This is a genomic window from Pseudomonas eucalypticola (assembly GCF_013374995.1).
Taxonomy (GTDB): Bacteria; Pseudomonadota; Gammaproteobacteria; order Pseudomonadales; family Pseudomonadaceae; genus Aquipseudomonas; species Aquipseudomonas eucalypticola.
In genome coordinates, this window is record NZ_CP056030.1 from 2,569,843 (window position 1) to 2,594,835 (window position 24,993).

At 63.5% G+C, this 24,993-nt stretch carries 17 protein-coding genes and 1 pseudogene; 4 read left to right on the top strand and 14 right to left on the bottom strand.

What is annotated here, in order from left to right; translation table 11 throughout:
• Positions 1 to 7: 7 nt before the first annotated feature.
• A complete protein-coding gene (locus HWQ56_RS11600; protein WP_233270911.1) occupies positions 8 to 970 on the top strand; it encodes an alpha/beta hydrolase in 963 nt (320 codons plus the stop codon).
• 93 nt (positions 971 to 1,063) lie between these two features.
• Here the strand turns inward: HWQ56_RS11600 and HWQ56_RS11605 are convergent, their stop codons facing one another.
• From HWQ56_RS11605 to HWQ56_RS11640, 8 genes and pseudogenes are all read right to left on the bottom strand, one after another.
• Entirely contained in the window at positions 1,064 to 3,484 is a 2,421-nt protein-coding gene (locus tag HWQ56_RS11605) for a TonB-dependent siderophore receptor (RefSeq protein ID WP_158157539.1), read from the bottom strand.
• A gap of 105 nt (positions 3,485 to 3,589) precedes the next feature.
• Positions 3,590 to 5,242 carry a cyclic peptide export ABC transporter gene (locus HWQ56_RS11610; RefSeq protein ID WP_158157540.1) on the bottom strand — a complete coding sequence of 551 codons (1,653 nt, stop codon included), beginning with the start codon at positions 5,240 to 5,242 and terminating at the stop codon, positions 3,590 to 3,592.
• 17 nt (positions 5,243 to 5,259) lie between these two features.
• A pseudogene (locus tag HWQ56_RS11615) lies at positions 5,260 to 6,584 on the bottom strand (lysine N(6)-hydroxylase/L-ornithine N(5)-oxygenase family protein).
• Positions 6,581 to 7,474 (bottom strand): GNAT family N-acetyltransferase, encoded by an 894-nt coding sequence (locus HWQ56_RS11620; protein ID WP_245217840.1) that lies wholly within the window; start codon positions 7,472 to 7,474, stop codon positions 6,581 to 6,583. Before HWQ56_RS11620 ends, HWQ56_RS11615 begins: the two are co-directional and overlap by 4 nt.
• 96 nt (positions 7,475 to 7,570) lie before the next feature.
• Entirely contained in the window at positions 7,571 to 8,413 is an 843-nt protein-coding gene (locus HWQ56_RS11625; protein ID WP_176570569.1) for a formyltransferase family protein, read from the bottom strand.
• A gap of 27 nt (positions 8,414 to 8,440) precedes the next feature.
• Complete coding sequence (gene ptaA / locus HWQ56_RS11630; protein WP_176570570.1) at positions 8,441 to 9,547, bottom strand: pyoverdine biosynthesis transaminase PtaA; 1,107 nt, start codon at positions 9,545 to 9,547, stop codon at positions 8,441 to 8,443.
• Positions 9,548 to 9,566: 19 nt separating this feature from the next.
• Positions 9,567 to 10,445 carry a dihydropyoverdine dehydrogenase gene (gene pvdO / locus HWQ56_RS11635; RefSeq protein WP_176570571.1) on the bottom strand — a complete coding sequence of 293 codons (879 nt, stop codon included), beginning with the start codon at positions 10,443 to 10,445 and terminating at the stop codon, positions 9,567 to 9,569.
• Positions 10,442 to 11,818 carry a dipeptidase gene (locus HWQ56_RS11640; protein WP_176572388.1) on the bottom strand — a complete coding sequence of 459 codons (1,377 nt, stop codon included), beginning with the start codon at positions 11,816 to 11,818 and terminating at the stop codon, positions 10,442 to 10,444. The genes pvdO and HWQ56_RS11640 overlap by 4 nt, the downstream gene beginning before the upstream one ends.
• A 147-nt stretch (positions 11,819 to 11,965) precedes the next feature.
• On the opposite strand from HWQ56_RS11640, the gene pvdP reads away from it, so the two are divergent.
• Positions 11,966 to 13,573: a pyoverdine maturation tyrosinase PvdP gene (gene pvdP, locus HWQ56_RS11645; protein WP_176570572.1), complete on the top strand. Its 1,608-nt coding sequence runs from the start codon at positions 11,966 to 11,968 to the stop codon at positions 13,571 to 13,573.
• 138 nt (positions 13,574 to 13,711) lie between these two features.
• Here the strand turns inward: pvdP and HWQ56_RS11650 are convergent, their stop codons facing one another.
• The 5 genes from HWQ56_RS11650 to HWQ56_RS11670 all read right to left on the bottom strand — a co-directional run bounded on the left by HWQ56_RS11650 (position 13,712) and on the right by HWQ56_RS11670 (position 20,231).
• Positions 13,712 to 15,115 carry an efflux transporter outer membrane subunit gene (locus HWQ56_RS11650; protein WP_158155485.1) on the bottom strand — a complete coding sequence of 468 codons (1,404 nt, stop codon included), beginning with the start codon at positions 15,113 to 15,115 and terminating at the stop codon, positions 13,712 to 13,714.
• Complete coding sequence (locus HWQ56_RS11655) at positions 15,112 to 17,076, bottom strand: MacB family efflux pump subunit (protein ID WP_176570573.1); 1,965 nt, start codon at positions 17,074 to 17,076, stop codon at positions 15,112 to 15,114. Before HWQ56_RS11655 ends, HWQ56_RS11650 begins: the two co-directional genes overlap by 4 nt.
• A gap of 2 nt (positions 17,077 to 17,078) precedes the next feature.
• Positions 17,079 to 18,272 carry an efflux RND transporter periplasmic adaptor subunit gene (locus tag HWQ56_RS11660; protein WP_176570574.1) on the bottom strand — a complete coding sequence of 398 codons (1,194 nt, stop codon included), beginning with the start codon at positions 18,270 to 18,272 and terminating at the stop codon, positions 17,079 to 17,081.
• A 206-nt stretch (positions 18,273 to 18,478) separates the two neighbouring features.
• The gene (locus HWQ56_RS11665) at positions 18,479 to 19,465 is read right to left on the bottom strand and encodes a FecR family protein (RefSeq protein ID WP_158155491.1); all 987 of its coding nucleotides are present in this window, start codon (positions 19,463 to 19,465) and stop codon (positions 18,479 to 18,481) included.
• A gap of 220 nt (positions 19,466 to 19,685) precedes the next feature.
• Complete coding sequence (locus HWQ56_RS11670) at positions 19,686 to 20,231, bottom strand: RNA polymerase factor sigma-70 (protein ID WP_158155493.1); 546 nt, start codon at positions 20,229 to 20,231, stop codon at positions 19,686 to 19,688.
• A gap of 282 nt (positions 20,232 to 20,513) precedes the next feature.
• On the opposite strand from HWQ56_RS11670, the gene pvdQ reads away from it, so the two are divergent.
• Positions 20,514 to 22,796 (top strand): bifunctional acylase PvdQ, encoded by a 2,283-nt coding sequence (gene pvdQ, locus HWQ56_RS11675; protein ID WP_176570575.1) that lies wholly within the window; start codon positions 20,514 to 20,516, stop codon positions 22,794 to 22,796.
• Between the two features lie 54 nt (positions 22,797 to 22,850).
• On the opposite strand, the gene azu is transcribed toward pvdQ, so the two are convergent.
• On the bottom strand, positions 22,851 to 23,300 hold the full coding sequence (gene azu / locus HWQ56_RS11680; RefSeq protein ID WP_158155495.1) for an azurin: 450 nt from the start codon (positions 23,298 to 23,300) through the stop codon (positions 22,851 to 22,853).
• Between the two features lie 230 nt (positions 23,301 to 23,530).
• On the opposite strand from azu, the gene HWQ56_RS11685 reads away from it, so the two are divergent.
• Positions 23,531 to 24,865 carry an LLM class flavin-dependent oxidoreductase gene (locus tag HWQ56_RS11685; protein ID WP_199267104.1) on the top strand — a complete coding sequence of 445 codons (1,335 nt, stop codon included), beginning with the start codon at positions 23,531 to 23,533 and terminating at the stop codon, positions 24,863 to 24,865.
• Positions 24,866 to 24,993 lie beyond the last annotated feature (128 nt).

Genomic DNA, 24,993 nt, shown 5'->3' on the forward strand with positions numbered 1-24,993 from the left:
GAGGAGCATCACGTTGAATACTTATCTGGAAGCGTTTCTGGACCTGGCGGCCATGAACCCGGACAACCGGCCTTTCCATCAATTGTCTCCTACCCAGGCGCGGGAAACGTTTGAACTGGCTTCGCAGCGTATGCGCTGGTCCGTACCCACCCACCTGGCGGTTCATGATCACCGGCTGGCCACACGCGATGGCGCGGCATTGACTGTGCGGGAATACCGGCAACCCTCGCAGGCAGGTCAAACCCTGCCCGTGATTGCTTATTTTCACGGTGGGGGCTATGTGGTGGGAAGCCTGGATTCCCATGACGGCGTCTGTCGCGAGCTGGCTGCGCGTACCGGTTGTGCCGTGCTTGGCGTCGGCTACCGGTTGGCACCGGAACATCGCTTTCCCACGGCATTCGAGGACGGCGAGGACATGCTGCTGTGGCTGTGCGAGCACGGATCCCCCCTGGGCCTCGACGCCTCGACGGTGATCATTGCAGGCGACAGTGCGGGAGCAACCCTGGCCGCGGCCTTGGCCATCAGGGCGGTGCAGCAGCCATTCTTCGGTCTTGGGCTGAAAGGCCAATTGTTGTGTTATCCGGTCACCGACGCCAGTGGCAAGCGCTCTTCCCACACGGTTTTTGGCGAAGGCTATTTACTGGAAGATGAAACGCTTGACTGGTTCTATGGCCACTATGCCCGTACCGATGCGGACCGCGAGGACTGGCGTTTTTCGCCTCTGCTTGCCGAATCACTGGAGGGTGTGGCACCTGCCATCGTATTGCTCGCCGGGCTGGACCCTCTGTTGGACGAGGGCCGTGCTTACGCGGAACGGCTGCGAAGCGCGGGGGTCGATGTGCAGTGCCTGCTGGAGCCGGGGCTTACTCATGACCTGCTTCGGCTAGTGTCTATCGTGCCCCAGGTAACGCAGGTTTACGATCAGCTCGTCGCCGGCGTAGGCCAATGGCTACCCGGCGTACCCAGGTAGTCAACGGCGAGGCAGCTCCAGGTCCAGCACTTGCTTGCCATGAAAAACGCCCCCTTCGAGCAACGTGCTCGAAGGGGGCGTTCTGGTGGTGCCTTAGTTTTCGTAGCGCAACGTAATGGCGAAGTTGCGGGGCGCACCGTAGTAGTTGCCCAGGTTGTCATCGTTGATGGTGGAATAGTATTTCTTGTCGAACACGTTGTTGAAGTTGAGTTGCACGCTGAGGTTCTGGTTGACCTTGTATTGGGTATTCAAGTCAACCAGGTTGTAAGCGCCTTGCTGGATATCGCCGAGGTAGATTTTGCTTTGGTGGTACAGGTTGCCGCCCACACGCCAGTCCTCAAGAGCCCCGGGCAATTGATAGTTGGTCGCGATCTTGAACAGCCGCTGCGGTGCGGTGTTGGTCGCATAGTCCTGGCCGTCCTTGGCGCCTGCGATATATTTGGGATGGCTATAGGTATAACCTACGACGCCGTTCCAGCCCTTGAGTATTTCGCCGCTCAGCTCGGCCTCGAAGCCATCGTTGCGGACCTTGCCGCCTTCTTCATAGCAGCTGCCGGTCCCGGTGGGGCCGCAGATCTTCGGCGCCGTGGTAACCGCTTCGGGCATGTGGCTCTGGTCCGTGCGGAAAATGGCCAGGGAGGTGTTCAGTCGCCCTTCGTAGAACTCGTTCTTCAGGCCGATTTCATAATTGCTGCCGGTGACCGGGGCGAGCAATTTATTGTTGACGTCGTAGTTGCTTTGCAGTTTGTAGATATCGGTGTAGCTGGCATACACGGACGTATTTTCATTCACGTCGTACACAATGCCGGCATACGGTATGACCTTGCCGTTCTCCTTGAACTCATCGGTTGAGGTCGGGCTTTCCGTCTTGTAGCCGACCCAGCTGAAGCGGCTGCCCAGGATCACGTGCAGGTCGTCGACCGGGTTCAGGCGGGTTGCCATGTACAGCCCTTTGTCTTCCCGCGTGTAGTCATACTCCATGCGGTCGTAGCTGTAGGTGGGGCGGGGCAGCGAAGAGGCACTGAAGTCGAGGATGTCGACCACGGAGCTATTATTGTTGTAGCGTGAATAGTTGATGAATTTATCTCGACGAGCGTTGGCCCCAAAAATGATTTCATGCTTGCGGCCAAACAGTTCGTACGAGCCATTCAGGACCGCATCGATGCTGACCTGTTCGTCGTCGTACTGGGTGTCGTTGGTATAAAGACGCATCTGGTTGGCGCCCATGTTGTAGCCATACAGCGCCAGGAAGTCGGCATTGGACCAGCTCACGTTGCCGTTGACGGTCAGACTCCAGTCGTCGTTGAACTGATGCTTGATATCGCCGAACACTGTGCGGTTGAGCTTGTTCAAATGCGCCCAGCTCGGTGCGAAAGAGGTCGAGCGGGAGAAAGGGTAAAAGCTGCCGTTGGTCTGCGTAGGCAGGCCACCCCAGTCATAACCGTTGTGGTAGTCCTTCTGCAGCACAGTGCCCAGGCTGACGGTGGTCCATTCACTGAGGTCCGCCTCGCCGATGGCATAGAACAACTGGTTGTCTTTGCCAGCACGATCGACATAGCTGTTGCCGGTGTTATACATCATCACCGTGCGCCCGCGCAGGGTGCCTTCATCGTTCAGTGGCCCGCCCACGTCGATCTGGCTATGGTAGTTGTCCCACGAACCGGCGCCCAGTTCGGCCTTGAGTTTGTACACGTCGGAGGGGCGTTTGCGGATCAGGTTGATCGCCGCCGAAGGGTTGCCGGCCCCTTGCATCAGGCCATTGGGGCCGCGGACGAATTCGACCCGGTCATAAATGGCCATGTTGTTCACCGAGGTGACGTCCATGGAGTAGCTTTCGGCGATGCTGGTGGGTACCCCATCGTACTGCAGGTCGTTGACCTGGAAGCCCCGGGAGAAATACCGCGAGCGTTCGGTACCGAAGTCCTTGACGGTGTTGATGCCCGTCGCAGCCATGGCGACATCTTCCAGGGACTGCATGTTCTGGTCATCCATCTGCTGACGGGTGACCACGCTGACGGATTGCGGTGTCTCGCGAAGCGACAGCCCGAGCTTTGTCGCCGTGTTGGTCGAGCCTGTCGTGTAGGAGCCGGTACCTTCAGTCGTGGCTCCCAACCCACTGGCCTGAACGCTCGTCGCCCCCAGCAGCATGGCGCTATCGCCCGCAGCTTGCAGGGTCAGGGTATTGCCGCTCAGCTGATACCTGAGTCCACTGTTGCGCAGCAGCATCGGCACTGATTCTTCCAGGCTATAACGGCCCACGACTGCTGATGATTGCAGGTGTTCGACGGTCCCTGCGCTATACAGCACCTGAACACCGGTCTGGGCGGCAAATACCTGCAGGGCCGACCCCAATGGCTGCGCTGGAATATTCAATGTCCATTCCTGCGCCTGGGTCTGCGCCTGTGCGGCCACGGGCAGTGCCAACGTGAACGCCAAGGTTGGCAACTGCGCTTTGAAGGCGTTGCGGATACCAATCGCCTTGGTCAAGTGATTCAAACGGTAGTGGGTGGGCATTTCAATGCTCTTTGATAAAAGTTAAGTGCTGTAGGCTGGGTGACTTTATTTTTAGGTTTGCGTTATACAGAGGGTGATCGGTGGTGAGGTATGGCCTCCTTCTTTTCAGGCCGTCAGGCAGTTTTCGACGACGACTTTGCCGGCTTCCATGCGTACCAGGTGGTCGGCTACGTCGAAGTAACGGTCGTCATGGCTGATGACGATGATGGTCTTGCCCAGGCGTTTGAGCTCCGGTAGCAACTCGGTGTAGAAAATGCGGCGGAAGGTGGGGTCCTGGTCAGCCGCCCATTCGTCGAACACCAGCACGGGCCGCTCTTCCAGCCAGGCATTGATCAGTGCCAGGCGCTTGCGCTGGCCAGTGGACAGATCAGTGGTGGTGAAACGGCCATCGCGGATGCTGACCTTGTGCGCGATCTCAAGCCGCTTGAGGTAGACCTCGGCACTCTCCGGTACCTGCTTGGCTCCCAGGAAAGGGTCATCGAACAGGTAGTAGTCGGAGAAAATCGTGGTGAATAGCTGGCGATAGTCATCCCGGTTCTGGGCGTCGATGGCGCGACCATCAATCCGGATCTCGCCATGTTGCGGAGGGTAAAGCCCCAGCAGCAGTTTGATCAGGGTGGTCTTGCCACAGCCGTTCTCGCCAACGATGAAGACAATGTCCCCTTGTTCAATGTGCAGGTTTACCGGGCCCAAGGAGAAGGGCGCGCTGCCCTCGACCGGTGCGAAGGTATAACGCACATTGTCCAGCTCCAGCGTGCGCAGGCTACCGAGCGTGTTGGCCCGGTCTTCGAGCAGCAGATGCGGCTCCGGCGAGGAAAACTGCTCCGACAGATCGGCGATACGGCGGAACGCGATCTGCGCGCGGCTTACAATGGGCAAGGTCCCTACCAGGTATTCCAGTGGGCCTTTCATGTACAGCAGCACCAGTACGAAACCACTCATTACCGCGCCGTCCTGGCTGGGCCAGAAGGATTGCAGTACCAACGCCAGGCCGATGACCACGAAAAACAGCATGGAGCCGAAGGTCTTGGCAACGACAAAGGTGTTGATGGAACGTATCTGCGTGTCGCGGATCCGGTCCGCAGTGCCTTGGATGTTGCGGCTGAACATCTGTTGGCGGCGAGCCCGGTGAATACGCAGCTCCTTGGCGCCGCCGGCGATCGCGTTGTAATGCTTTTGCAGCTCATCCTCGGCATCGCGGGCGGCCAGGAAGCCTTTCATGCCTTTGGCACGGGCGATGTACTGGGCACCGGTACCCAGCGTAATTGCCACCAGCATCAGCAGGAACATCGGCCATGACAGCACCGCCAGATAGCCCAGGCAACCGAGGGTCACCGTCAGCGCGATTGCCAGGGGGGCGAAGGCAAAGGCGAAGTCGCTGATGGTATCCACGTCTTGGGTGAGCACGGGAATGAGACGGTGGCTGCGGTAGCGCTCGATCTGCTCGATGGGTGCCGACAGGACTTTCTCGCCCAGCTCCTTGCGCAGGGCGGCAATGATGTTCTGGCCGACACGGTTGGTACCGATGTCGGAAAGGATCGAGCTGGACAGTGCCAGCAGGCACAGCCCGGCAAAGCCCCAGACCACCCCTTGGGTCAGGCCGGTTGCGTTGTGCAGGGCCTGATTGATAGTGGCCAGGAGAATGGTAATGCTCAGACCGCCGACCATGCCCAGTAGAACAGAAAACGCGACGGTGTATTTGAACGGCTTGAGCAGGATGAACAGGTCCTGCAAGGCGCCGCGGGAGGGCTGGGACATGGGGGGCTCCTGAGAGGTTAGCCGACGCTGGCGAGCGTGGCGGCGGTTTTGCGTGCATGGCTGGCAATGTTCAACGCCTGGTATAGCGCCACGCCAATCTCTTCACTGCGCATGGGCAGCACGGACAGCAAGGTATCGCTCAGGCCATGGGTGGCTTCACAGAAGCCCTGCAGGAACACCGGTGCCTTGAGCTCCGAAGAAGCGAGGGCGCGGTAGTTGCGGTCCACTTCCAGGCCATGCAGGTACGGTTGCAGGGGGCCAGCAGGGTTTGGTGGCTTTTGCGCTCGTATCCGGTGGCCAGAATGACGGCGTCGTAACGGTGGGTACGCTTGAGCCCGGTGGCCAGGTCGCGCAGGGTCAGCTCGATATGACCATCGACATCCACGGCCGCTTCCACTTGCTGGCGACACAACACGGCATGGCGGAACTGGCGGGAGATCTTCTGGCGATAAAGCACGCCGTAGATGCGCTCGATCAGCTCAGGGTCTACGACTGAATAGTTGGTGTTGTGGTATTCACTAATCAGCTTCTCACGGTCCGCCGGGACTTGCTGGAACACCAGGTCGGTGTAGTCCGGGGCAAAGATTTCGTTGACGAAGGGCGAATCGTCGGCAGGCTTGAGGGCGGAGCTTCGCAGGATCATCTCAGCCTTGACCGACGGGAAGCTGTCATTGAGGTCGATGAATGCCTCGGCGGCACTTTGTCCGGAGCCGATGATGGCCACGCGCAGGGGCTTGGCCTCGCTGCACCCCAGGTTTTTCATGCCGGTCAGGTAGCGCGAATGGTGGAACACACGGCCATCGTTCTTGAAGGGTGCGAAAATGTCGGGGATCTTTGGCGAGCCGCCGGTGCTGATGACAACCGAACGCGTGCGCCGGGTGAGTTCCTTGCCCTGGGCATTTCGGGAGATCAGCTTCAGTTGGTGGATGGCGCCGTTTTCGACCTCTGGCTCGATACGCAGCACTTCTTCACCATAATGCGCCTGCTCGGAGAATTGCTCGGCGACCCAACCCAGGTAATCGTTGTATTCCAGGCGGCAGGGGTAGAAGGTGCCCAGGTTGATGAAGTCGACCAGTCGGCCTTGTTGCTTGAGGTAGTTGACGAAACTGTAGGGGCTGGTGGGATTGCGCAACGACACCAAATCCTTGAGGAAGGAAATTTGCAGTTCGCTTTGCGACGACAACGTGTCGCCGTGCCAGCGGTAATGCTGCTGCTTGTCCAGGAACAAGGCATCTACCGCCTTGCCGCTGCTATGGGACAGCTCTTGCAAGGCGATGGCCAAGGCCAGGTTGGAGGGGCCGAAGCCCACGCCGATGACATCGTGCAGTGTCAAGTTACTCATGCTGGTGACTCCTGAGTCTGGTGGTCGCCCAAAGGCTGGTAGAGGCGGTCGGTAAAGAAGTGCTCCCGGGACAGCATCACCAACAGGGCACGCTTGTGAGGAAAGTCGAAGTGCTTGATGCGGCTGAAACCGCTGCGATCGAAATTGGCGATTTGCCGCTGGTTGTCATGCCGCGGTTCGCACACGATGTTTCGCGTGCGCGGGTCGTCCAGGAATAGGTAGTGGCACAGGGACGAGAACCAGGCGGTGTAGAATGCCTTGCCGCGAAATGCCTCTTCGCCAACGAGCAAGTGCATGCCCCGGTCGAAATCATCGGCGGGATAGAAGGGCGCGATGCGGTCCTCCTTGGCCCAGTAGGTTTCGAAATAGCCGAACGCGATACCGTCGAAGCGTCCGATCACGGGCTGTGCATGCGGGTCCGCCAAGAGCTTTTGCAGGTAGGCATGGTGTTGTTCCAGGGTGCCCTGTTCTTCCCAGAAGTGCGCCACGCGCGGGGCGTTCATCCAACGATTGAAGGCGGGAAGATCGCAATCCGGGTCGGCGATGTCGAACGTCAGGGTCTGACCGAGCCACGGTATGAAACGGCGGTAGAGCAGGGTGCTGGTCTCTGCGGGACGCAGGGGATGACGGACGGCGCCGGTAAGCACGTATTGCACCGGTGTAGCGACGTGCGAGGCCTTGGGCAGCCAGGGTCTGGGATTTTGCCAGAAAGCCTGGGCGGTACAGGTAAACTGCTGTGGGCCGGTTTGTAGCAGCAGGCCCTCTGCCAGCAACGTGGTGGTGGCGCTTGAGGGTTGGCCGCTGAACGTCACCTGTGCCAAGCCTGGCTGGCGGTTGAACGCCACCTCGCAGGCGGACAGGTAGGCATCCAGCCCCGTTGTGCTGTCCACAGGCTGGATAACCTGTGGCCTACCGTGGGCAAGAGCAGGGATTGCGCTGGTGCGATTATTCATCTCTGCCGCTCCTGGTCGATGGTCTGTTAGGCATTAGACGAAGGCGGCAAGTCTGGATTTAGCAAGCACCTCCAGGCCTTGATGCAAGGCCGGAAACAGGCTGTTGTTGAAGTTGTTCCAGCGCAGTTCCAGGATGGTGTCATCGGGTGCGATGGGGGTGTTCAGCACATCATGAATCACCTCGCCCGAGTCGATGCCGTTATCCACATAGTGGAACGAGGCGCCCGTCAGCATCAGCGGGGCGACGGCGGTTGTCTGCCGGGTGGTCCAGTCAACCACCTTCAAGCCCCGGGCGCCGTACAGGGCGTCCAGGGTGGCGTAGGCACCGCGGCGTTCGTAGGGCGACTCCAGGCGTGTGACCCCGGGGTGGATGTTGACGATCCTGCCGCGAAAATCGCTACCGGGCCGGACCAACTCATCGAGAATCACCAGTAGGCCGTCCAGCACCACCACTTCGGCTTCCAGCTCCACCAGACGGTTGCGCAGGCGTTGTTCAAAGTCGCGCTTGGCGGCGGGGCGTTGGGCCGAGTCCAACGGCAATGCGCGGTAAGTTGACGGTACCGAATGGACCAGGCTGCTCACCGGGCGCCCCTGAACCGTCAGGTCCCGAGGGTAGAACCATGGTTTGCCTGGCTGCGCGGCGAAGCCATAGTCCTTGACCTTCTCTACGTCCCGCGGCGAATCCTTGTCGTCGTCGTAGATCACCCCCTCCAGCGTATAGAGGTCGCCCAGTGGCGTTTCATTCAGTGCCTCGACCAGATAGTGCAAAGGCGACTTCATATAGCGTGTCTCATCTTTATAGTCGACGTACTGTCCTGCCAGGTCGGCGGCAGCGTTTCTAAGCGAACAGATGTAAGCGAGTTTGATTTTGGCCATGGTGTTGACTCGGTGTTGAAGGAGGTGTCAGTGCTGCATGACGGCGAAGAACGCCGATAGAAACGTCTGCATCTGTTGCGGGGTACCCACGGTCACGCGCATCCAGTCCGGCCACGCATCGAACACCCTCCCCACCTGAACCTTGCGCTTGGCCAGGGCCTCGATGACCGGTTGCGCCGGCCGCCGCAGCTCCACCATGAAACAGTTGGCCTGGGCGTCGGTGCAGCGGTAGCCGGCTGTTTGCAGGCGTTGTGTGGTCTCCAGCAGCACGCGGCGGTTGGTGCGCTTGCGATCGCTGACGAGGTCGGCTTGTTCAAGGCTGGCGATGCCGCCCAGCGACGCGGCAATGGAGATGAAGTTGTGGCCGTTGAGACGTTGCAGTTCGCCAAGCACCTTGGGCTTGGCAATCGCCAGGCCCAGGCGCGCCCCTGCCATGCCATACAGTTTGGAAAAGGTGCGCAGTACCATCACGTCATCGTGCTGAACCGCCAGGTCCAGGCATGGCTGGGCCTCTGAAAAGTGGATGTAGGCTTCATCGATGATTGCCAGGCAGCCGGCCGGTTTGTGCGTGACGAGATACTCGATCTCGGCGCGTGGGGTGAGGGTGCCGGTGGGGTTGTTCGGGTTGCACAGGTAGAACACCCCAGCCTGGGGGTCGGCGGCCAGCATGGCGCGCACATCATGCGCGTGCTGCGTGTCCAGGGGCACTTCGTGCACGGTGGTGCCGACTGCGTTGGCGCCGGCGGCCACCGAGTCATAGGTGGGGGCCCCGGTGACCACGCTGCGCCGTTCAGCGTAGCGTGCCAATCCGTACTGCAAGGGCGAGCGAGAGCCGCAGAACACCGCGACATGGTCAGCGGGCACCCGGTTTTGCCGGGCGAACAACTCGATCAGGCGCACCTGTTGTTCGTAGTAGTAACGCCCGCTTTGCCGGGCGCCCAATTCCATTGCCTTGACCGCCGACGGGGTCGGGCCATAGGGGCTTTCGTTGTAATCCAGGCGCACAATGTCATCGCCGAAGATCGGGTCCACGGCGGTCGGCGATGGCCCCTGCGCTGCCCAGGCGGGCAGGGCGGGGGCGAGGCTGGCCAGGGTGGCGGTGGTGACGAAGCTACGTCGGCTGAAATCCGGCATTGGGTTCTCCTTTGAGGGTTCAGTCCTGGTCGGCACCGTCCAGGTTGCGGGCCACGCGGAAGCCCAGCCAATCACCGCGCACTTCGGGTTTGCGTTCGTTGCGGTTGCCGGAGCGCGAGAAGATGGCCGGTTCGCTGTAATCGTTGCCGCGGATCTGCCGATGCTCGCAGGTGCCACCGGTGGTCCAGGCGCTGCCGTCGGTGGGGGCGCCGACGTAATCGGTGTGCCAGCAGTCCTCTACCCACTCGTAGACGTTGCCGTGCATGTCGTACATGCCGAAGGCGTTGGGTGGGAAGCTGCCCACCGGGGAGGTGAACGAGAAGCCGTCGGCCGGGCCGTAGACGTTGGCGTGCTTGCTGATGGAATACTCGCCTTCCTTGTCGAACGGGAAGGGGAACGAGCCCTTGGAGCCAGCCCGGGCGGCGTATTCACGTTCCGATTCGGTGAGCATGCGGTAGGGCTTGCCGGTGGTCTTGGCCAGCCAGGCAATGTAGTCGCGGGCTTCGAACCAGGTCATGCACACGGCCGGCTGGCGTGGCCCCTGGGCGTAGTGCGGCTTGCCGTTCTGGCACAGGCGGCCGGGGCGCAGGTCGCCGTCGGGCAGCACGGTGCCGGTGGCCTTGGCGTAGGCCTGCCATTGTTCGGCAGTGACGTTGAAGCGGCTGACCGCGAAGGGGTGGGCGAAAGTGACAGTGTGCAACGGGTTCTCGTCGTCCTGCTTGCCGACTTCGTCATCGGGGGTGCCCATGACGAAACTGCCGGCGGGCAGCACCACCATTTCCGGGCAGTCCTTCTTGCAGTCGGTGAAGACCTTGCCTGGCTCCACGGGGTCGGCAGCCGAGGCATGGGTCGACAGCGACAGGCAACCTAAGGCAAACAACAGGTTCAAGCGTTTCATGGGTGTCCTTGCAGTTGGGCGACAGGGGGAGCGGCCGGCTTGGCGGCCTTCTGGGCGGCGTCCCACACACGCAGGAAGTTACCGCCCCACAGCTTGGCGATGTCTTCGTCCGAGTAGCCGCGCTGTATCAGTTCGGCGGTGACGTTGCGGCTCTCGCCGACGTTCTGGTAACCGATCACGCCGCCACCGTCGTTGAAGTCCGAGCTGATGCCAACGTGGTCGATGCCGATCTTCTTCACTGCGTAGTCGATCGAGTCGACGTACTCGCCCAGGGTGGCCTCGGGCTCCTGGCGCAGGATGTCGTAGAAGGGGGTGAGGAACTCGCCGAACTTCTTCTCCGACCAGATGGAGAACACCGGGTCGGTGGTGGTGCCCATTTGCGTCTGGTTCTGCACGTCAGGCAGGCCATAGCGGGCGCGCAGGGCGTTCATTTTGCTGATGGTGTCGCGGGAGAATGGCTTGAGGTATTTGGAGTAGGCGACGATGTTGACCAGGCCACCGGTGGCCTTGATGTTGGCCAGGTCCGCGTCGCTGAGGTTGCGACGGATGTCCATCATGCCCTGCACACCGGTGTGCGAGGCGATCACCGGGGCTCGGCTCTGGTGGGTGACCTGGGTCAGGGCCTGGCTGGACATCTGCGACACGTCGATGACGATGCCCAGGTCATTGAGTTTGGCCACGGCGCGGCGGCCGATGTCCGACAGGCCCCCCAGCGGGTCGACCGAGTCGCCCAGGAACGGTAGCGGGCGGGCCGAGTCGACCCAGCTGTTGTTGCCCACGTAGCCTGGGCCGAATACCCGCACGCCGCGCGCGGCCCACAGGTCGAGCCTGTCGATGTCGTCGCCCAGCGGCGCGGCGTTGAGCATGCTGATGACGATGGCGAACTTGCCTTCGCCAGCCAGGCGGCGGAAGTCTGCAGGGGTGTAGGCGATACCGGCCTGGTTGGGGAAGTCCCGGGCGATGCCGGTGATGATCTTGTAGCGTACCTCCAGCTCATTGGCCATGGCGGCCTGGAATCCCGGGGTAGGGCGATGTGGCCAGTTGGGCCCGCTCCAGAATTCCGGCCACGACCAGATGGCGATGTTGGCCCCGCGCAGGCGTGCCTTGCCGGCCTTGACCAGGTCGAACTGGGTCGGGCCGTCGCGGTTGGCCTCACGGCCTTCGGTGCCGTAGTCGAGGGGTACGTCCAAGTGGCCGTCCAGGGCCAGGATGCGCTCCTGCAGGGCGTTGGCGCGTTGCTCGATGGCCCTGCTGTAAGGATGGGCCGGCAGGTACACCCAGTAATACCAGGCGCCGGCGCCTGCGCCAGCCAGCAGAAGAATCAGGACCACCAGCCATGGCCACTTGCGCGATAGAAGAGGGTGTTTCGTCATTGCCATTTCGACCCGCCTGCACGACGGCCCCATGCCGTTCGAACCTGTTGGGTGAAACGAGCTGACGCAGGGAGAATTTACCAAGCGCCTAAATCGCCTCGGCGACCGTTCGTTTTCGCTGCAGTAGTCACGTCATGAGTACAGTGGATGAAGGTGTCACGTCGAGGAATGCTGGCCGGCCTGGTGGCCGCTGGTGTAGTGCTGCCCGCGGGTTATTACGCCCGGCAGAAATGGGACGCGGCCCAGGAGGCCGAGCTGAGCTCCGATGAGCCGGCGGTGCCGGTCGCGGACCTGCCCAACACGTTGCTGGGCGAGCGGCTGGCGGGCATCTGGGACTGGCACCTGGTCGACGGCGAGGCAGCATTTCCCGAACTGGCGCGGCCGCTGGAACTGTTGCTGGACGTGGGGCAGGGCGCGCGGGCGGTACGAGGTTACCTGGGCACGCCGCCCTATGACGATGGCTTGCAGGTGTACGGTCCCTTGGCGGCCGAACGCTTGCCGCACCTGCGCTTCAAGCTGATCGCGACGTCTGGCCAGGGGTATGACTGCGAGGCGGTCCTCGATGAGATCTGGACCGTGTGGAGCCAGGGCGGGGGTGGGGCCACCCTCAGTGGCCTGATACGCGCGGCGGGAACCCAGGCAGGGTATTCCGGGCCCCAGGCGCGTTTCGTTGCCAGCCGTCGGCCGTTCGTGCAGGCGCGCGAGCGGCTGGCCTATGTGCCGGCGCTGCACGAGCGGTTGATCTCGCCGGGCTGGCGCTACTTTCACCAGTTATGGCACGCCAGCCGCGACCGCTGGCACCGTATCGACGAGTCGCGCCGCCAGGCGGTGCGGGCCCTGGGCTGGCAGGTCGGGCCGCTGGGCAAGGAGCGCAATGCTCGCGGCCATGACCGCCATCGCAATGGCTCAGGCGAGGATTTTCTGTTCATGCACCGGCACATGCTGCACGGCGTGAGACAGGTCCAGGACCTGCGTTCGTGGCCGTGCATGCCAGCGCCGCGGCCTTATGTGGGCGAGAACGTGCAGGCCTTCGCGGATTACATGAACAACACCAGCGGCTACAGCGTGCCGCCGTGCTGGCAGGCCGACGGCGACCCGCATTTCAACCAGTGGCTGTGCCACATCAAGAGCCGTGAGGGGTTGTACGCCAACTTCCAGCTGTGGGAGTCGCAACTGCATGACCCTGAGTATTTGAGCACCCTGTGCCTGGGCGAGCTGGGCTCGCGCATCGAACTGGGTATTCATGACTGGCTGCACATGCGCTGGGCGGCCATGGGGCGGGACCCGGACACGGGCTGGCCGATGGCCTACGCACGGCGCAACTATGATTTCGCCGAGCGCTGGTTCGGCGCTGGGAACGACTTCCTGGGTGACCCGTTTTCTTCCCACGTGAATCCGGTGTTCTGGGCGTTTCACGGCTGGATCGACGACCGTATCACTGACTGGTTCCTGGCCCATGAACAGGCACATCCGGGTGAAGTGCGGCAACTGACGGTCAAGGGTATCCCCTGGTTCGCGCCGGGGCGCTGGGTATGCGTGGCTGACCCGTGGCTTGGGCCGTCCAGCGAAGGCTGTGGTGCCTGGGGCAAGCGCAACGGCGGTGGCAGCGAGCTGGACATCGAGACGATGAAACTGGCGTTGCAAGTCATCTTCAGCCCCGAGCAGGAAGCCGACCGCCTGATGAAACGCGTCCCTCAGACGCGGCCCTGGTTCGCCCGCTACCTGGCCCCCGGCCCGCGGCGCGACGGTCTGTGACTAGCCCGCTATGCGGTGTGCTTGTTGCTGCGCGGTGTTCGTGACGCCTTTGGGGGCGCTAACGCCGCGTGGCAGCGGACCCGGCCGCGTCGGCGGTGCATGCGGTGTGGTGGAGTTGTCGCTCACTGGCCGTTGCAGCTACAGGCGCGCCGTCGCCCACCCGCCACCCAAGGCTTTGTAAAGCGCTACGCTGGCCTGCAGCCGCTCCTTGCGCAGTTGCACGCGCTCGGCCTGCGCACTGAACAAGGTGCTCTGGGCCTGCAGTACGCTGAGCAGATCTTCGGCGCCAGCACGGTAGCGGCTTTCGGCCAGGTCGAAAGCGCGCTGGGCCTGTTTCAGTTCTTCCTGTTGCCAGTGGGTCTGACGGTCCAGGCCGTCGACGCTGTTCAGGGCTTTCTCCACTTCCCCGAAACTGGTCACCAGCACGCCTCGGTAGCTTTCCAGCAGTTCTTCCTGACGGGCCAAGGCCTTGTCCCGTTCCGCACGCAGTTGGCCGTTGTTGAAAATTGGCGCGGTCAGGCCCGCGCCCAGGTTCAGTACCGGGTTGCGCAGCAGGTCCACGGCCTGCCGGTCACCGGTGGCCAGGCTGGCGGTCAGGCTCAGGCTGGGGAACAGCGCGGCGCGTGCGACCCGCACGTCCGCCTGGGCCGCCGCCAGGCGCGCTTCGGCGCCGGCAATGTCGGGGCGGCGGGCCAGCAGTTGGCTGGGAATGCCGGCATCAATGGTCGGACCTTGCAATTGCTCGAAGGGCACATCGGCCAATTGAAGGTTCTGCACAGGCTCGCCCAACAACGTCGCCAGGGTGATCTGAGCGTCGCGGGCCTGCTGCCGGTAGCGCGGTAACTGGCGTTGCTGGTTAGCTACCAGGCTCTGCTGTTGGGCCAATTCCAGGGCCGTGGCGGAACCCGCCTGGTAGCGATGGCGCACCACGTCGAGGATCTTCTGCGCATTGGCAAGGTTCAGCGCGGCAATGCGCGTCTGCTCGCGGGCCGCCAGGGCGTCCAGGTACGCGTCGGCGACCTGGCCGGAGAGGCTCAGTTCCAGGGTGTCGCGGTCCAGTTCGCTGGCCTGCAGGCTGAACCCGGCACGCTCACGGGCGGCCGCGTTGCGCCCCCAGAAATCCAGCTCGTAACTCGCGGTCAGGGCGGTGTCGAAGTAGTGGTAGGTGCGCGCATTGCTGGAGGTGTCCAGCTCACTGTAGCCCTGGCCCCTGAGCAGACGCTGGCGGTAGGCATCGGCACTGGCGTTCACCTGCGGCAGCAGGGCACCGCCCGCGATGCGGACATCCGCGCCGGCTTGCCGTACACGTGCGGTGGCAGCCTTCAGGTCATAGCTGCCGCGCCTGGCCTGCTCTACCAGTTGGCTCAGCTGCGGGCTGTTGAAGCTGGTCCACCAGGGGCCGAAATACGTAGGTTGTGGCGCTATAGGGCTCTCCCAACGCGCAGGCGGGACGATGTCACTGCGCGGCGCAGGCGCCTGGCTGCAAGCGGCCAGCAGAGCCAGTAGGGGAATCAGGGCAAACGGGACTTTGGTCATGTTCATTCACTGGTCAAAGCGGCAACCGGGTCGAGCCCGGCGGCCTTGCGGGCAGGCATGAAGCCGAAGATCACACCGGTGGCGACCGAGCAGGCGAAAGCGCCAAGCATGGCCAGAAAGGAAAAGGCGACGGCCACCTTCGCTGCATTCAGGGCCACCCCGATCAGCAACGCCAGCGCCACGCCGATCAGGCCGCCCACCAGCGACAGCACCACCGCTTCGGTCAGGAACTGGCGCAGGATGTCGCGCTGGCGGGCACCGGTGGCCACGCGAATGCCGATCTCGCGGGTGCGCTCGCGCACGGTCATCAGCATCACGTTCATCACCCCAATGCCCCCCACCAACAGGGAAATGGCGGCAATGGAACCCAGCATCAGCGACAAGCCATTGCGGGTGTGCGCCTCGGCCTGGATCAGCGCGGCGCTGTTGTCGACCTCGAAGTCCTGCACGCCATCATGCAGGGTCAGCATCAACCCGCGTATGGCCTGTTCGGCTTCATGCACCAGGGTGCTGTCCGAGGCGGCGATAACCACGTATTCCGGGTATTCGGTACCGGAGAGACGAATGCGCGCGGCCGAATAGGGAATGGCAATGCGCAGGTCGTTGCGTTGGTTGGCGCCGCTGGACCCTTTGCTGGCCAGCACGCCGATGACCTGGAAAGGCACGTTTTCCACCAGGATGTACTGGCCGATGGGGTCTTGCCCGTCGACGAAGAGTTTTTTCTTGACCTCTGAACCGATCACCGCCACGGCAGCGCCCGCCGACATATCGGCCTCATTGAAAAAGCTGCCTTCGGCAACCGGCCAGTTGAAGATCGACGGGAACACAGGGCTGTAGCCACCGATGGTCGATATCATGTCGCGGCCGCCGTACCGCACCTGGGCCTGCACGGTGGTGGCGGCCATGATCGATTTGACCTGAGGCAGTTCCGCCAAGGCCTGTACGTCACTGAGGCGAATATGCCCCGGCGGCGCCCGTGGCGTGGCCGGCGCCCCGTTCATGAACATGATGTTGGAGCCAAACGCGCCCATCTGGGCCATCACCTGGCGCTTGCTGCCTTCACCCACGGCGAGCATCACGACCACCGACGCCACGCCGATGATGATGCCCAGTAGCGTCAGGGCGGTGCGGGTGCGGTTGGTCCACATCACGCGCCAGGCCGCCACCAGCGCGTCACGGGTTTCCGCCAGCCATGGACTGCGTTGCGCGCTGGCGCGGCTCAGACGCTCGCGCAGCGCCTCGGCCTGCAAGGCGCCCGGGCGTGGTGGCGGCGGCAGGCCGTTGCCGGTGTCGCTGATGACCTCGCCATCGCGTACCTCGATGATGCGTCGGGCACGCGCGGCCACGTCACGGTCGTGGGTGATGAGGATGACCACATGGCCCTGCTGCGCCAGTTCGTCGAGCAAGGTCATCACCTCGGCGCCGCTGTGGCTGTCCAGGGCACCCGTGGGCTCGTCGGCAAGGATGATGTGGCCGCCGTTCATCAGCGCACGGGCGATGGACACCCGTTGTTGCTGGCCACCCGACAGTTGCCGCGGCCGGTTACCGGTGCGTTCGCCCAGCCCCAGGCGCTGCAGCAGGGCCTGGGCGCGGTGGGCGCGGTCGGCGGCCGGGGTGCCGGCATAAATGGCGGGCATCTCCACGTTTTCCCGGGCCGAGGCGGAAGGGATCAGGTGGTAGCCCTGGAACACGAAGCCGAACGCCTCGCGCCGCAGCCAGGCCAGCTCGTCGTCATTGAGCGTGGCGACGTCTTCGCCGGCGAAGCGGTAGTGCCCGGCGGTGGGGCGGTCCAGGCAGCCGAGGATGTTCATCATGGTCGACTTGCCGGAGCCGGAGGTCCCGACGATAGCGATGAACTCGCCGGCATGGATGGTCAGGTCGATACCGCGCAGCACATCGACGGCGGGGCTGTCGCCACCACCATAGGACTTGCGGATGCCGCACAGCTGAATCAGCGGTGTGCTCATGTTCAGCTCCCGGTGCCGGTGGGGCCGACCAGCAAGCGGTCACCTTCCTGCAGGCCATCGAGAATCTGCACCCGCAGGCGGTCGCTGAGGCCGATACGCACGCTGCGCTGCTGTACCTGGCCGTTGTCGGCCAGCACCTGGGCGGTGCGCATGCCGTGTTCATCGCTTTTGCCCTGCAGCGCGGCAATCGGGGCGGTGAGCACGTCGTGGGCGCTGCCGGCGACGAAAAATACCTGGGCGGTCATGTCCGCCATCAGCGTGTTGTCAGCGTTGTCTACATCGAGCAGCACCGTGTACAGCACCACGCGGCCGGAGCCACTGCTGGCGCCGGCACTTGCGCCACCACTGCCGGCGGCGGGGCTGCCACCCCCCTGGCTGAGTTGATCAAGGGGTTTAGGCGGGATGGGCAGTATCTGCCGCACGGTACTCGCCCACCGCCGGCCACCACCGCTGAGGGTGGTGAAATAGGCCTGCATGCCTTGCTTGACCTGACCGATATCGGCCTCCGACACCTCGGCCCACACGGTCATCGGCGATAACCGCGCGATACGCAGGATCAACGGCGTGCGTTGCTGGGCGTTGAGGGTCTGGCCTTGGCGTGCATCGACGGCCACCACGGTGCCGCTCATGGGCGCGTAGATGCGCGTATAGCCCAGCTCGGCCTGGGCACTGCGCAGGGTGGCCTGGGCCTGGAGGATCTGCGCCTGGTACATGTCGATGCGTGCCTGGGTGGTCAGCACCTTGGCCTGGGCGGTCTGCACGTCTTCGTCACGAGTGGCGCCATCGGCGGCCATGCGTTGCTGGCGGCGCAGTTGCTGTCGGGCCAGCAGGTGTTCGGCCTGCTGCTCTTTGACCTGGGCCTTGAGCGTCTCGATGGCATAGCGTTCGGCATCCAGCTGCGCTTGCTGGGTGGCAGGGTCGATTTCCACCAGCAACTGACCTTGCTTGACGGTGTCGCCGACTTCCACGTGCAGGGTGCGAATCTGCCCGGAGGCCTGGGCGCCGACGTCCACGTACTGGCGCGGTTGCAAGGTGCCCAGGGCCGTGACGCTGGACTCGATGTTGCCGCGTGCCACGCGAACGAACGGACGCTGCTCGGCCTCATTGGGCAACCATTGCCACGCCGCCACGGCGGCAACGGGAATCAGGCACAGCACAAGGGTTGCAGCACGGCGGGTGAGGCGAAGGTAGGTCATGCAGTGGTCCGGCCCAGTGAGGAAATGCCGCCGCGAAAGCGTGGCGGGCAAACTGCCGGTTAAACGAGGGTGGAGGGGGGGAATTTAGGCGCTACACGTGAACGAATGTAACCAGGCATGAGTGCCAGAGGGTTGCTTTTCGAGCTTCGCCCGGCTCCACAGGTTGGCTGCGATAGACGGCCCTGCAGGCTGCTGGGCGCGATGTGTCAAGGCGCGTAGCGCGGCTTGGCACGGATGACGGTGTCGCCATTTTCATTGTGGCTGAGGTAGACAGGCAGCACCTTGGGCAAGTCCTGCACCAGCGCGGCGATGTTGCGGGTGTTGTAGATGCCGCCGATCTGCAGCTGCCCGGTGGCGTTGTCACCCAGGTGCACGGGGGTGTCCAGGTAGCGGTTGATTCGTGGCAGGGCATCGCTGAGGCGCGCGCGGTCCAGTATCAGCTTGCCGTCGCGCCAGGCCAGGGCTTCCTCCGCCCGTGCGGGCTCGACCTGGGCGATGGTCTGGCCGGCATCGTAGCGGGCTTGCATGCCGGGGCTCAGGTAGACGAGTTCGTTCGGGTGGCGTCGATCACCCATGACCTGCACCGAGCCCTGAGTCAGTGTCACCACCACCTGGTCCTGGTAGGTCCAGACATTGAAGTGGGTGCCAGTGACCCGCACCTGGCCCTGGCCCGCCTTGACCACGAACGGATGGCTGGCGTCGTGCTGCACCTCGAAATAGGCTTCGCCCTTGCTCAGGCTGACGCTACGCCGGTCCTTGTAATTGGCGAAGGACAGCTGACTGCCGAGGTTCAACTGCACCCGCGAACCATCGGCCAGGGTAATGTCGCGCACCGCGTCTTCACTGCTGAAGCGCTGGTAGCTGTCGGGCACCAGGTTCAGGTGCCAGCCTGCCAGGCCAATCAGCGGGATGGCCAGCAGCCCCAGGGCCGCCGCCAGCAGCGGGCGCCTGGCCCGGCGGCTGCGCGGCGCAGGAACCAAGGGCGGCTGTTCGACCGGCAGGTGCTCGCTGACCGACCACACATCCAGCATGGTCTCGAAGCGGCGTCGGTGCGCCGGGTCCGCGGCCAGCCATGCTTCGAACGCTTCGCGCTCCTGGTCACTGAAATCCGCTTCGTGGATACGCATGCACCAGTGCGCCGCCTCATCGCTGAGGCTGCCTTGGGATGGGTCGGAGGCGGGAGGGGTGAGCATGGCGGGCTACCGGCTGGCTGATCGAGTCTCGTACGAAGCAGCGCCCCGTTCTATTGAGATGGCGAACAATTATACAGGGAAATATCACCCGGCGTAGTGGCCGGAGGCCACGAGGCGGAATGATGCGCGGGTGCACCATAGCGCGCCAGGCAGGTGAACAACAAGGTGGCGTTGGTCAATACGCGGGTGGCGCCCGCTGAACGGGCGCCATGAAAAAGCATCAGTGGCCCTGGCAGGCCTCGATGTAGTTGGTGCAGTGCGTCAGGGCGTCGCGGATCATGAAATTGACCAGGGTAGGCGAAACGCCGAGCTCGGCGGCGATGTCTTTTTGTGGCTTGCCGTGCACGCGGTACATCACGAACGCGTAGCGGGTGCGTTCAGGCAACTGCGCCAGGGCGCTGTCGACCTTGCCCAATGTCTGACGGTCCACATTGATCGACTCCGGGTTGGCGAACTGTGGGGCGGCGTTGAGGTTGTGCTCGTCGTTGACGAAGTAACGCTGCTCCATCGATTGCTTGCGGTAATGGTCGATGGCCAGGTTGCGCACGATACGGAAGATGTAGTTGAGGCGGGCGTTGAAGGGCAAGGTGTCGGCCTTCATGCTGGAGACCCGCAGGAACGCGTCCTGCACCACATCCTCGGCGCGGCTGTGGCAACCGGTGATGCGCGCGGCGGTCTTGAGCAGGCCACTGCGGTTGGTAATCAGGGTCTGGAGAAGAGAGGGAAATCCATTGAGTGGGAGGTCGTGGGTGCCTGATTCCTGCATGCTGCTACCTGCGAAGTCTGAGGGACAGAAGGTTGTATCCATACGTAACGGCGTGGACATTAGAGTTGTTGGTTATCGTTGTCAAATGAGAATTGGTTCTATCTGTAATCTTTTTTGTGCGCCGCAGTGGTGCTTATTTGCCACCTTTTTTACGCCAGGCACGGTTTCCAGGCGTGCCTGGGGCCCTGCGGTTTGCGCCCCGAGTAAATTGGGTCGGAAGCTGATCGTCTCTTGAGCAGTGTCATTCCGGCCCGTTGAGGGCTGTCTGTTCAAGGAGCCCCTGTGCATTCGTTTTCGATACAAAGCGCGGCCTGGGCCGCCTGCTGTCTGCTGGCGGGCACCGCCTATGCGGCCGACCCCGCGCCCGTGGCGCAACTGAGCTGGACGTCGCTGGGTGTACCGCATATTCAGGCCAGCGACGACCACGGGCTGGGCGAGGGCATCGGTTATGCCTATGCCCGCGACAATCTCTGCCTGCTGGAAGACGAAGTGCTCACGGCCAGCGGCGAGCGTGCCCGGTATCAGGGCCGGGCAGGCACGTCCTCCAGCGGCCTGGACAACCTCACCTCGGACATCTTCTTCCAATGGCTCAATGGCCCTGAGGCGGTGCAGGCGTTCTGGCGTGCGCAGCCGCCGGCCATGCAGCAGCGCATCGCCGGCTATGTGGCGGGGGTCAACCGTTACCTGGCCCAGACGCCTACCGCGCAGCAGCCTGAACAGTGCCGCAACGCAGGCTGGCTACGGCCGTTGGCCAACGATGACGTGATACGCCTGGTGCGGCGCATGCTGGTGGAAGGCGGCGTCGGGCGTTTTGCCAAGGCCCTGGTGGCCGCCGCGCCACCGGGTGCCGCCGGGCCTCAGGCCGCCAATCCCCAGGCCGCCGCTCAAGCCCTGGCGCAGTTGCAGACGTTTGCCAATACCCGCGGCAGCAATGCCATCGCGGTGGGTGGCGCGCGCAGTGACAACGGCAAAGGGTTGCTGTTGGGCAACCCGCACTTCCCGTGGACCGGTGGCTTGCGCTTTTACCAGATGCACCTGACCATCCCCGGGCAACTGGACGTGATGGGCGCGGCACTGCCGGGCTTGCCGCTGGTGAATATCGGCTTCAACCAGCACCTGGCCTGGACCCATACCGTGGACCAGTCCAGCCACTTCACCCTGCACCGGCTGACGCTGACCGACGCTGGCAAGGCCTACCTGGTGGACGGCCAGCCCCAGGCGTTGCGCAAGCAGACCTTGAGCGTGCGCGTGCGTGAAGCCGATGGACGCCTGGTGACCGTGAACCATGATGTCTACCGTTCGCGCTTCGGCCCCCTGGTGACGTTGCCCGGGCTGATGCCCTGGGACGCCAGCCATGCTTATGCCCTGCAGGACGCCAACCTGGGCAACGACCGTATCCTGGCCCAGTGGGACGCCATCAACCGCGCCAGCAGCGTCAGGCAGTTGCAGCAGGCCGTCGCTGACCATCAGGGCATTCCCTGGGTCAACACCCTGGCGGTGGACGACACCGGCCAGTCGCTGTACATGAACGCCTCGGTAGTGCCCAACATTCCCTTGGCGCAGTTGGCCCAGTGCGCCGACCCGGCCCTGGTCAAGGCGGGCCTCCCAGGCCTCGATGGCAGCCGCAGTGCGTGTGACTGGCAGAACGACGGGGGCGCCCAGCAGCCGGGCATCGTCGCCGCGCGCCACCTGCCCCAACTGCTGCGCAACGACGTGTTGCAGAATTCCAACGACAGCGCCTGGATGACCCAACCCTCGGCGCCCCTGGTGGGCTTCTCGCCGTTGATCAGCCGTAGCGACCGGCCATTGGGCCTGCGCGCGCGCTTTGCCCTCGACCAACTGCAGCGGCTGGGCGACCGGCCAGTCACCCCAGCGTTCTTGCAGGGCCTGGTCACGGGCAACCGGGTCTACCTGGCCGACCTGGTACTTGATGACGTGCTGGCTTTCTGCAAGGCCCGTGGCGATGCCACCACCGCCTCGGCCTGCGCCGGCTTGATAGCCTGGGACCGCCGGGCGCAACTGGACAGTGGCGTGGGCATGCTGTACTTCCAGTTGACCTTGGCCGGGTTGCAGACCGGGCAGGACTGGCGCGTGCCGTTCTCGCCCACTGACCCCGTCCATACCCCTGCCGGCATCGCCTGGCAGAACCCGGACGTGGCGGCTCGCCTCAAACAGGCTCTGGCCACGGCCAGCGCCCAGGTGGCCAAGGCAGGCGTGGCTGCCGAGACTCGCTGGGGGCAGTTGCAGGGCGTGCAGCGCGGGAGCCAGCGTATCGCCATCCCGGGCGGTGACGGCAAGTTGGGGGTCTATGACGCCATGACGACCCGGCGCCATGGCCTGCAGTTCGAGGTCGATGGCGGGAGCAGCTATATCCAGTTGGTCGGCTTCGGCCCCGATGGCCCGGTGGCACGAGGGTTGCTGGCGTTTTCCCAGTCCAGCAACCCGGCATCGCCGCACTTCAAGGACCAGACCCTGCTGTTCTCCGCCCAGCAGTGGCAGCCGTTGCCGTTCACCCCGGCGCAGATCGCCGCCGACGGTGAACATGAGGTGCTGCAATTGCGTTAAGCCTGCCAGCCCGGCCGGCGGTTACCCCGCAGGGTAACCGTCCCGCCGCGCGGTTCAGCCGCTGAACGTCAGCGTGCCCTTCATCATGGTGGCGTGGAAGGGGTAGGAACAGAAGAACACGTAGTCATCACCCTTCTTCAGCTTTTTGGTGTCCAGGGTCACCGTCGCTTTCTCGCCACCGCCAATCAGCTTGGTGTGCGCCAGTACCCGAGCATCACCCGGCTGGACATAGTCATTGCTTTCGCCCGCCTTGGAGCCGTCATCGGTCACGCCCTTGAGGTCATCCTTCTTGCTCAGCACCCAGTTATGCCCCATGACGTTCTTGGGGAGTGTGCCCGGGTGTTCCAGGGTGACCTGGAACTGCTTGCAGCTGGCGGGCACGGCGATGGTCTTGAGGTCGTAGGTCATCTGATCGGTGCCATGGATGGTCACCGAGCACTGGGTGTCGGCGAAGGCGAAACCGGAAAGCGTTAGTGCAGCCAAGGCTGCGGCAGTGCGAAGCATGGTCTATCTCCAGAAATGAACGGGCGGCGCCACGGGGGGGCGCCGGCCTAGAGCATGACGAAGCTCGCTGGCGAGGCTTTAGAAAGCTGAGTCGGTTTTCATTTGCGGACCCCCGAAGGGTGAAACGCATAATCAAATACCTTTATGTTACTTCCTGTTTAATATCAGCATTGTGATAATTCGCGGTGTGCGGGAATACGCCCGTCACCCGGCAAAGGAAGCAGATACCCATGATGCACCTGGCGCTCTACCTTGAAGCAGGCATCCACCAGGGAGGCTGGCGGCACCCTGACTCGGCTACCAGCGGCGGTGTCGATTGGCCCTTGTACAAGAAGATCGCCAAGCGCGCCGAAGCGGCCTGCCTGGACATGCTGTTCGTGGCCGACAAGTTGTCGATCGACGACAACTACGGCGGCCACTTCGCCGACACCGTGAAATACCGCGCGGTGGCGCGTCCCGAACCGTTGACCCTGCTGGCCGCGCTGGCGGCGGTTACCGATCGCATCGGCCTGGGCGGCACGGTGTCTTCCTCCTATTCGGCGCCGTTCACGGCGGCGCGGATGCTGGCCAACATCGACCACCTCAGCGGCGGCCGGGCGGCGTGGAACGTGGTCACCTCGGTGAGCGACGGCGAGGCGCGCAACCACGGGCGGGCCACCCATTATGCCCACGGCGAGCGTTACCAGCGTGCCGAAGAGTTCATCGATGTGGTGCGCAAACTATGGGATAGCCACGGTGATGATGCGCTGGTGCGAGATGTGGCCAGTGGCGTGCATGGCGACCCGTCGCGGTTGCAGTACGTCGACCATCGGGGCGCCCACTTCGACGTGCGCGGGCCGCTGAATATCGCGCGCCCGCCCCAGGGCCACCCGGTGCTGATCCAGGCCGGGGTGTCGGAGACCTTCATCGACCTGGCGGCGCGACACGCCGAGGTGGTGTTCGTGGTGCAGGCCACGCTGCCCCGCGCGCGGGATTTCTACCGCCTGATCAAAGAGCGCGCCAAGGCGTTCGGCCGTGACCCGGCCTCGATCAAGGTGCTGCCAGGCATCGTGCCGATCGTCGGCGTGGATGGCCGGGAAGCACGTGAAAAGGACGCGTTGCTCAAGTCGCTGATCCGTCCCGAGGCTGGCCTGAGTTTCATGTCCGCGAGCATGAACCACGACTTGTCCCAGTACCCGCTCAACGCGCCACTGCCGGATATCACTGAGCGCATCACTGGCAGCAAGGGTCGTTTCCAGTACGTCATTCAGGAAGCCGTGGCCCGGGGCATGACCGTGGCCGAAGTGGGCAAGTGGTACGCCGAAAGCCTGTCATTCTTCTCTCCCGTAGGCAGCCCCCAGGAAGTCGCCGAGCAACTGATCGACTGGTACCAGGCCGAAGCCTGCGATGGTTTCGTGGTGCTGCCGGCGTACCTGGAAGAGGGGGATGACCTGTTCCTCGGCCAGGTGGTGCCGTTGCTGCAACAGGCCGGGGTATTCCGCCAGTCCTACCCGGGCAGGACCCTGCGCGACACCCTGGGGCTGACGACACCGGGTAGTGGCCCTGGCAAAGTGGCGCGCAGGTAGCGGGCCAGGCAGGACCGCGCGCAAGCTCGGCAAGCAGGCGACGCGGTCGAAGTGACGCGGGTGGTAGCGCGCCACGTCGGCCATGGCTCGGCGGTTGCCCTCTGGAATGCGCGGTGCAGGCAACCTTG

Coding starts and splice junctions, on each gene's coding strand:
- azu (WP_158155495.1), bottom strand. CDS start 23,300: ATGCTTCGCACTGCCGCAGCCTTGGCTGCACTAACGCTTTCCGGTTTC.
- HWQ56_RS11660 (WP_176570574.1), bottom strand. CDS start 18,272: ATGACCTACCTTCGCCTCACCCGCCGTGCTGCAACCCTTGTGCTGTGC.
- HWQ56_RS11610 (WP_158157540.1), bottom strand. CDS start 5,242: ATGTCCCAGCCCTCCCGCGGCGCCTTGCAGGACCTGTTCATCCTGCTC.
- HWQ56_RS11605 (WP_158157539.1), bottom strand. CDS start 3,484: ATGCCCACCCACTACCGTTTGAATCACTTGACCAAGGCGATTGGTATC.
- pvdO (WP_176570571.1), bottom strand. CDS start 10,445: ATGAAACGCTTGAACCTGTTGTTTGCCTTAGGTTGCCTGTCGCTGTCG.
- pvdP (WP_176570572.1), top strand. CDS start 11,966: ATGAAGGTGTCACGTCGAGGAATGCTGGCCGGCCTGGTGGCCGCTGGT.
- HWQ56_RS11685 (WP_199267104.1), top strand. CDS start 23,531: ATGATGCACCTGGCGCTCTACCTTGAAGCAGGCATCCACCAGGGAGGC.
- HWQ56_RS11625 (WP_176570569.1), bottom strand. CDS start 8,413: ATGGCCAAAATCAAACTCGCTTACATCTGTTCGCTTAGAAACGCTGCC.
- HWQ56_RS11655 (WP_176570573.1), bottom strand. CDS start 17,076: ATGAGCACACCGCTGATTCAGCTGTGCGGCATCCGCAAGTCCTATGGT.
- HWQ56_RS11670 (WP_158155493.1), bottom strand. CDS start 20,231: ATGCAGGAATCAGGCACCCACGACCTCCCACTCAATGGATTTCCCTCT.
- HWQ56_RS11650 (WP_158155485.1), bottom strand. CDS start 15,115: ATGAACATGACCAAAGTCCCGTTTGCCCTGATTCCCCTACTGGCTCTG.
- HWQ56_RS11640 (WP_176572388.1), bottom strand. CDS start 11,818: ATGACGAAACACCCTCTTCTATCGCGCAAGTGGCCATGGCTGGTGGTC.
- ptaA (WP_176570570.1), bottom strand. CDS start 9,547: ATGCCGGATTTCAGCCGACGTAGCTTCGTCACCACCGCCACCCTGGCC.
- HWQ56_RS11665 (WP_158155491.1), bottom strand. CDS start 19,465: ATGCTCACCCCTCCCGCCTCCGACCCATCCCAAGGCAGCCTCAGCGAT.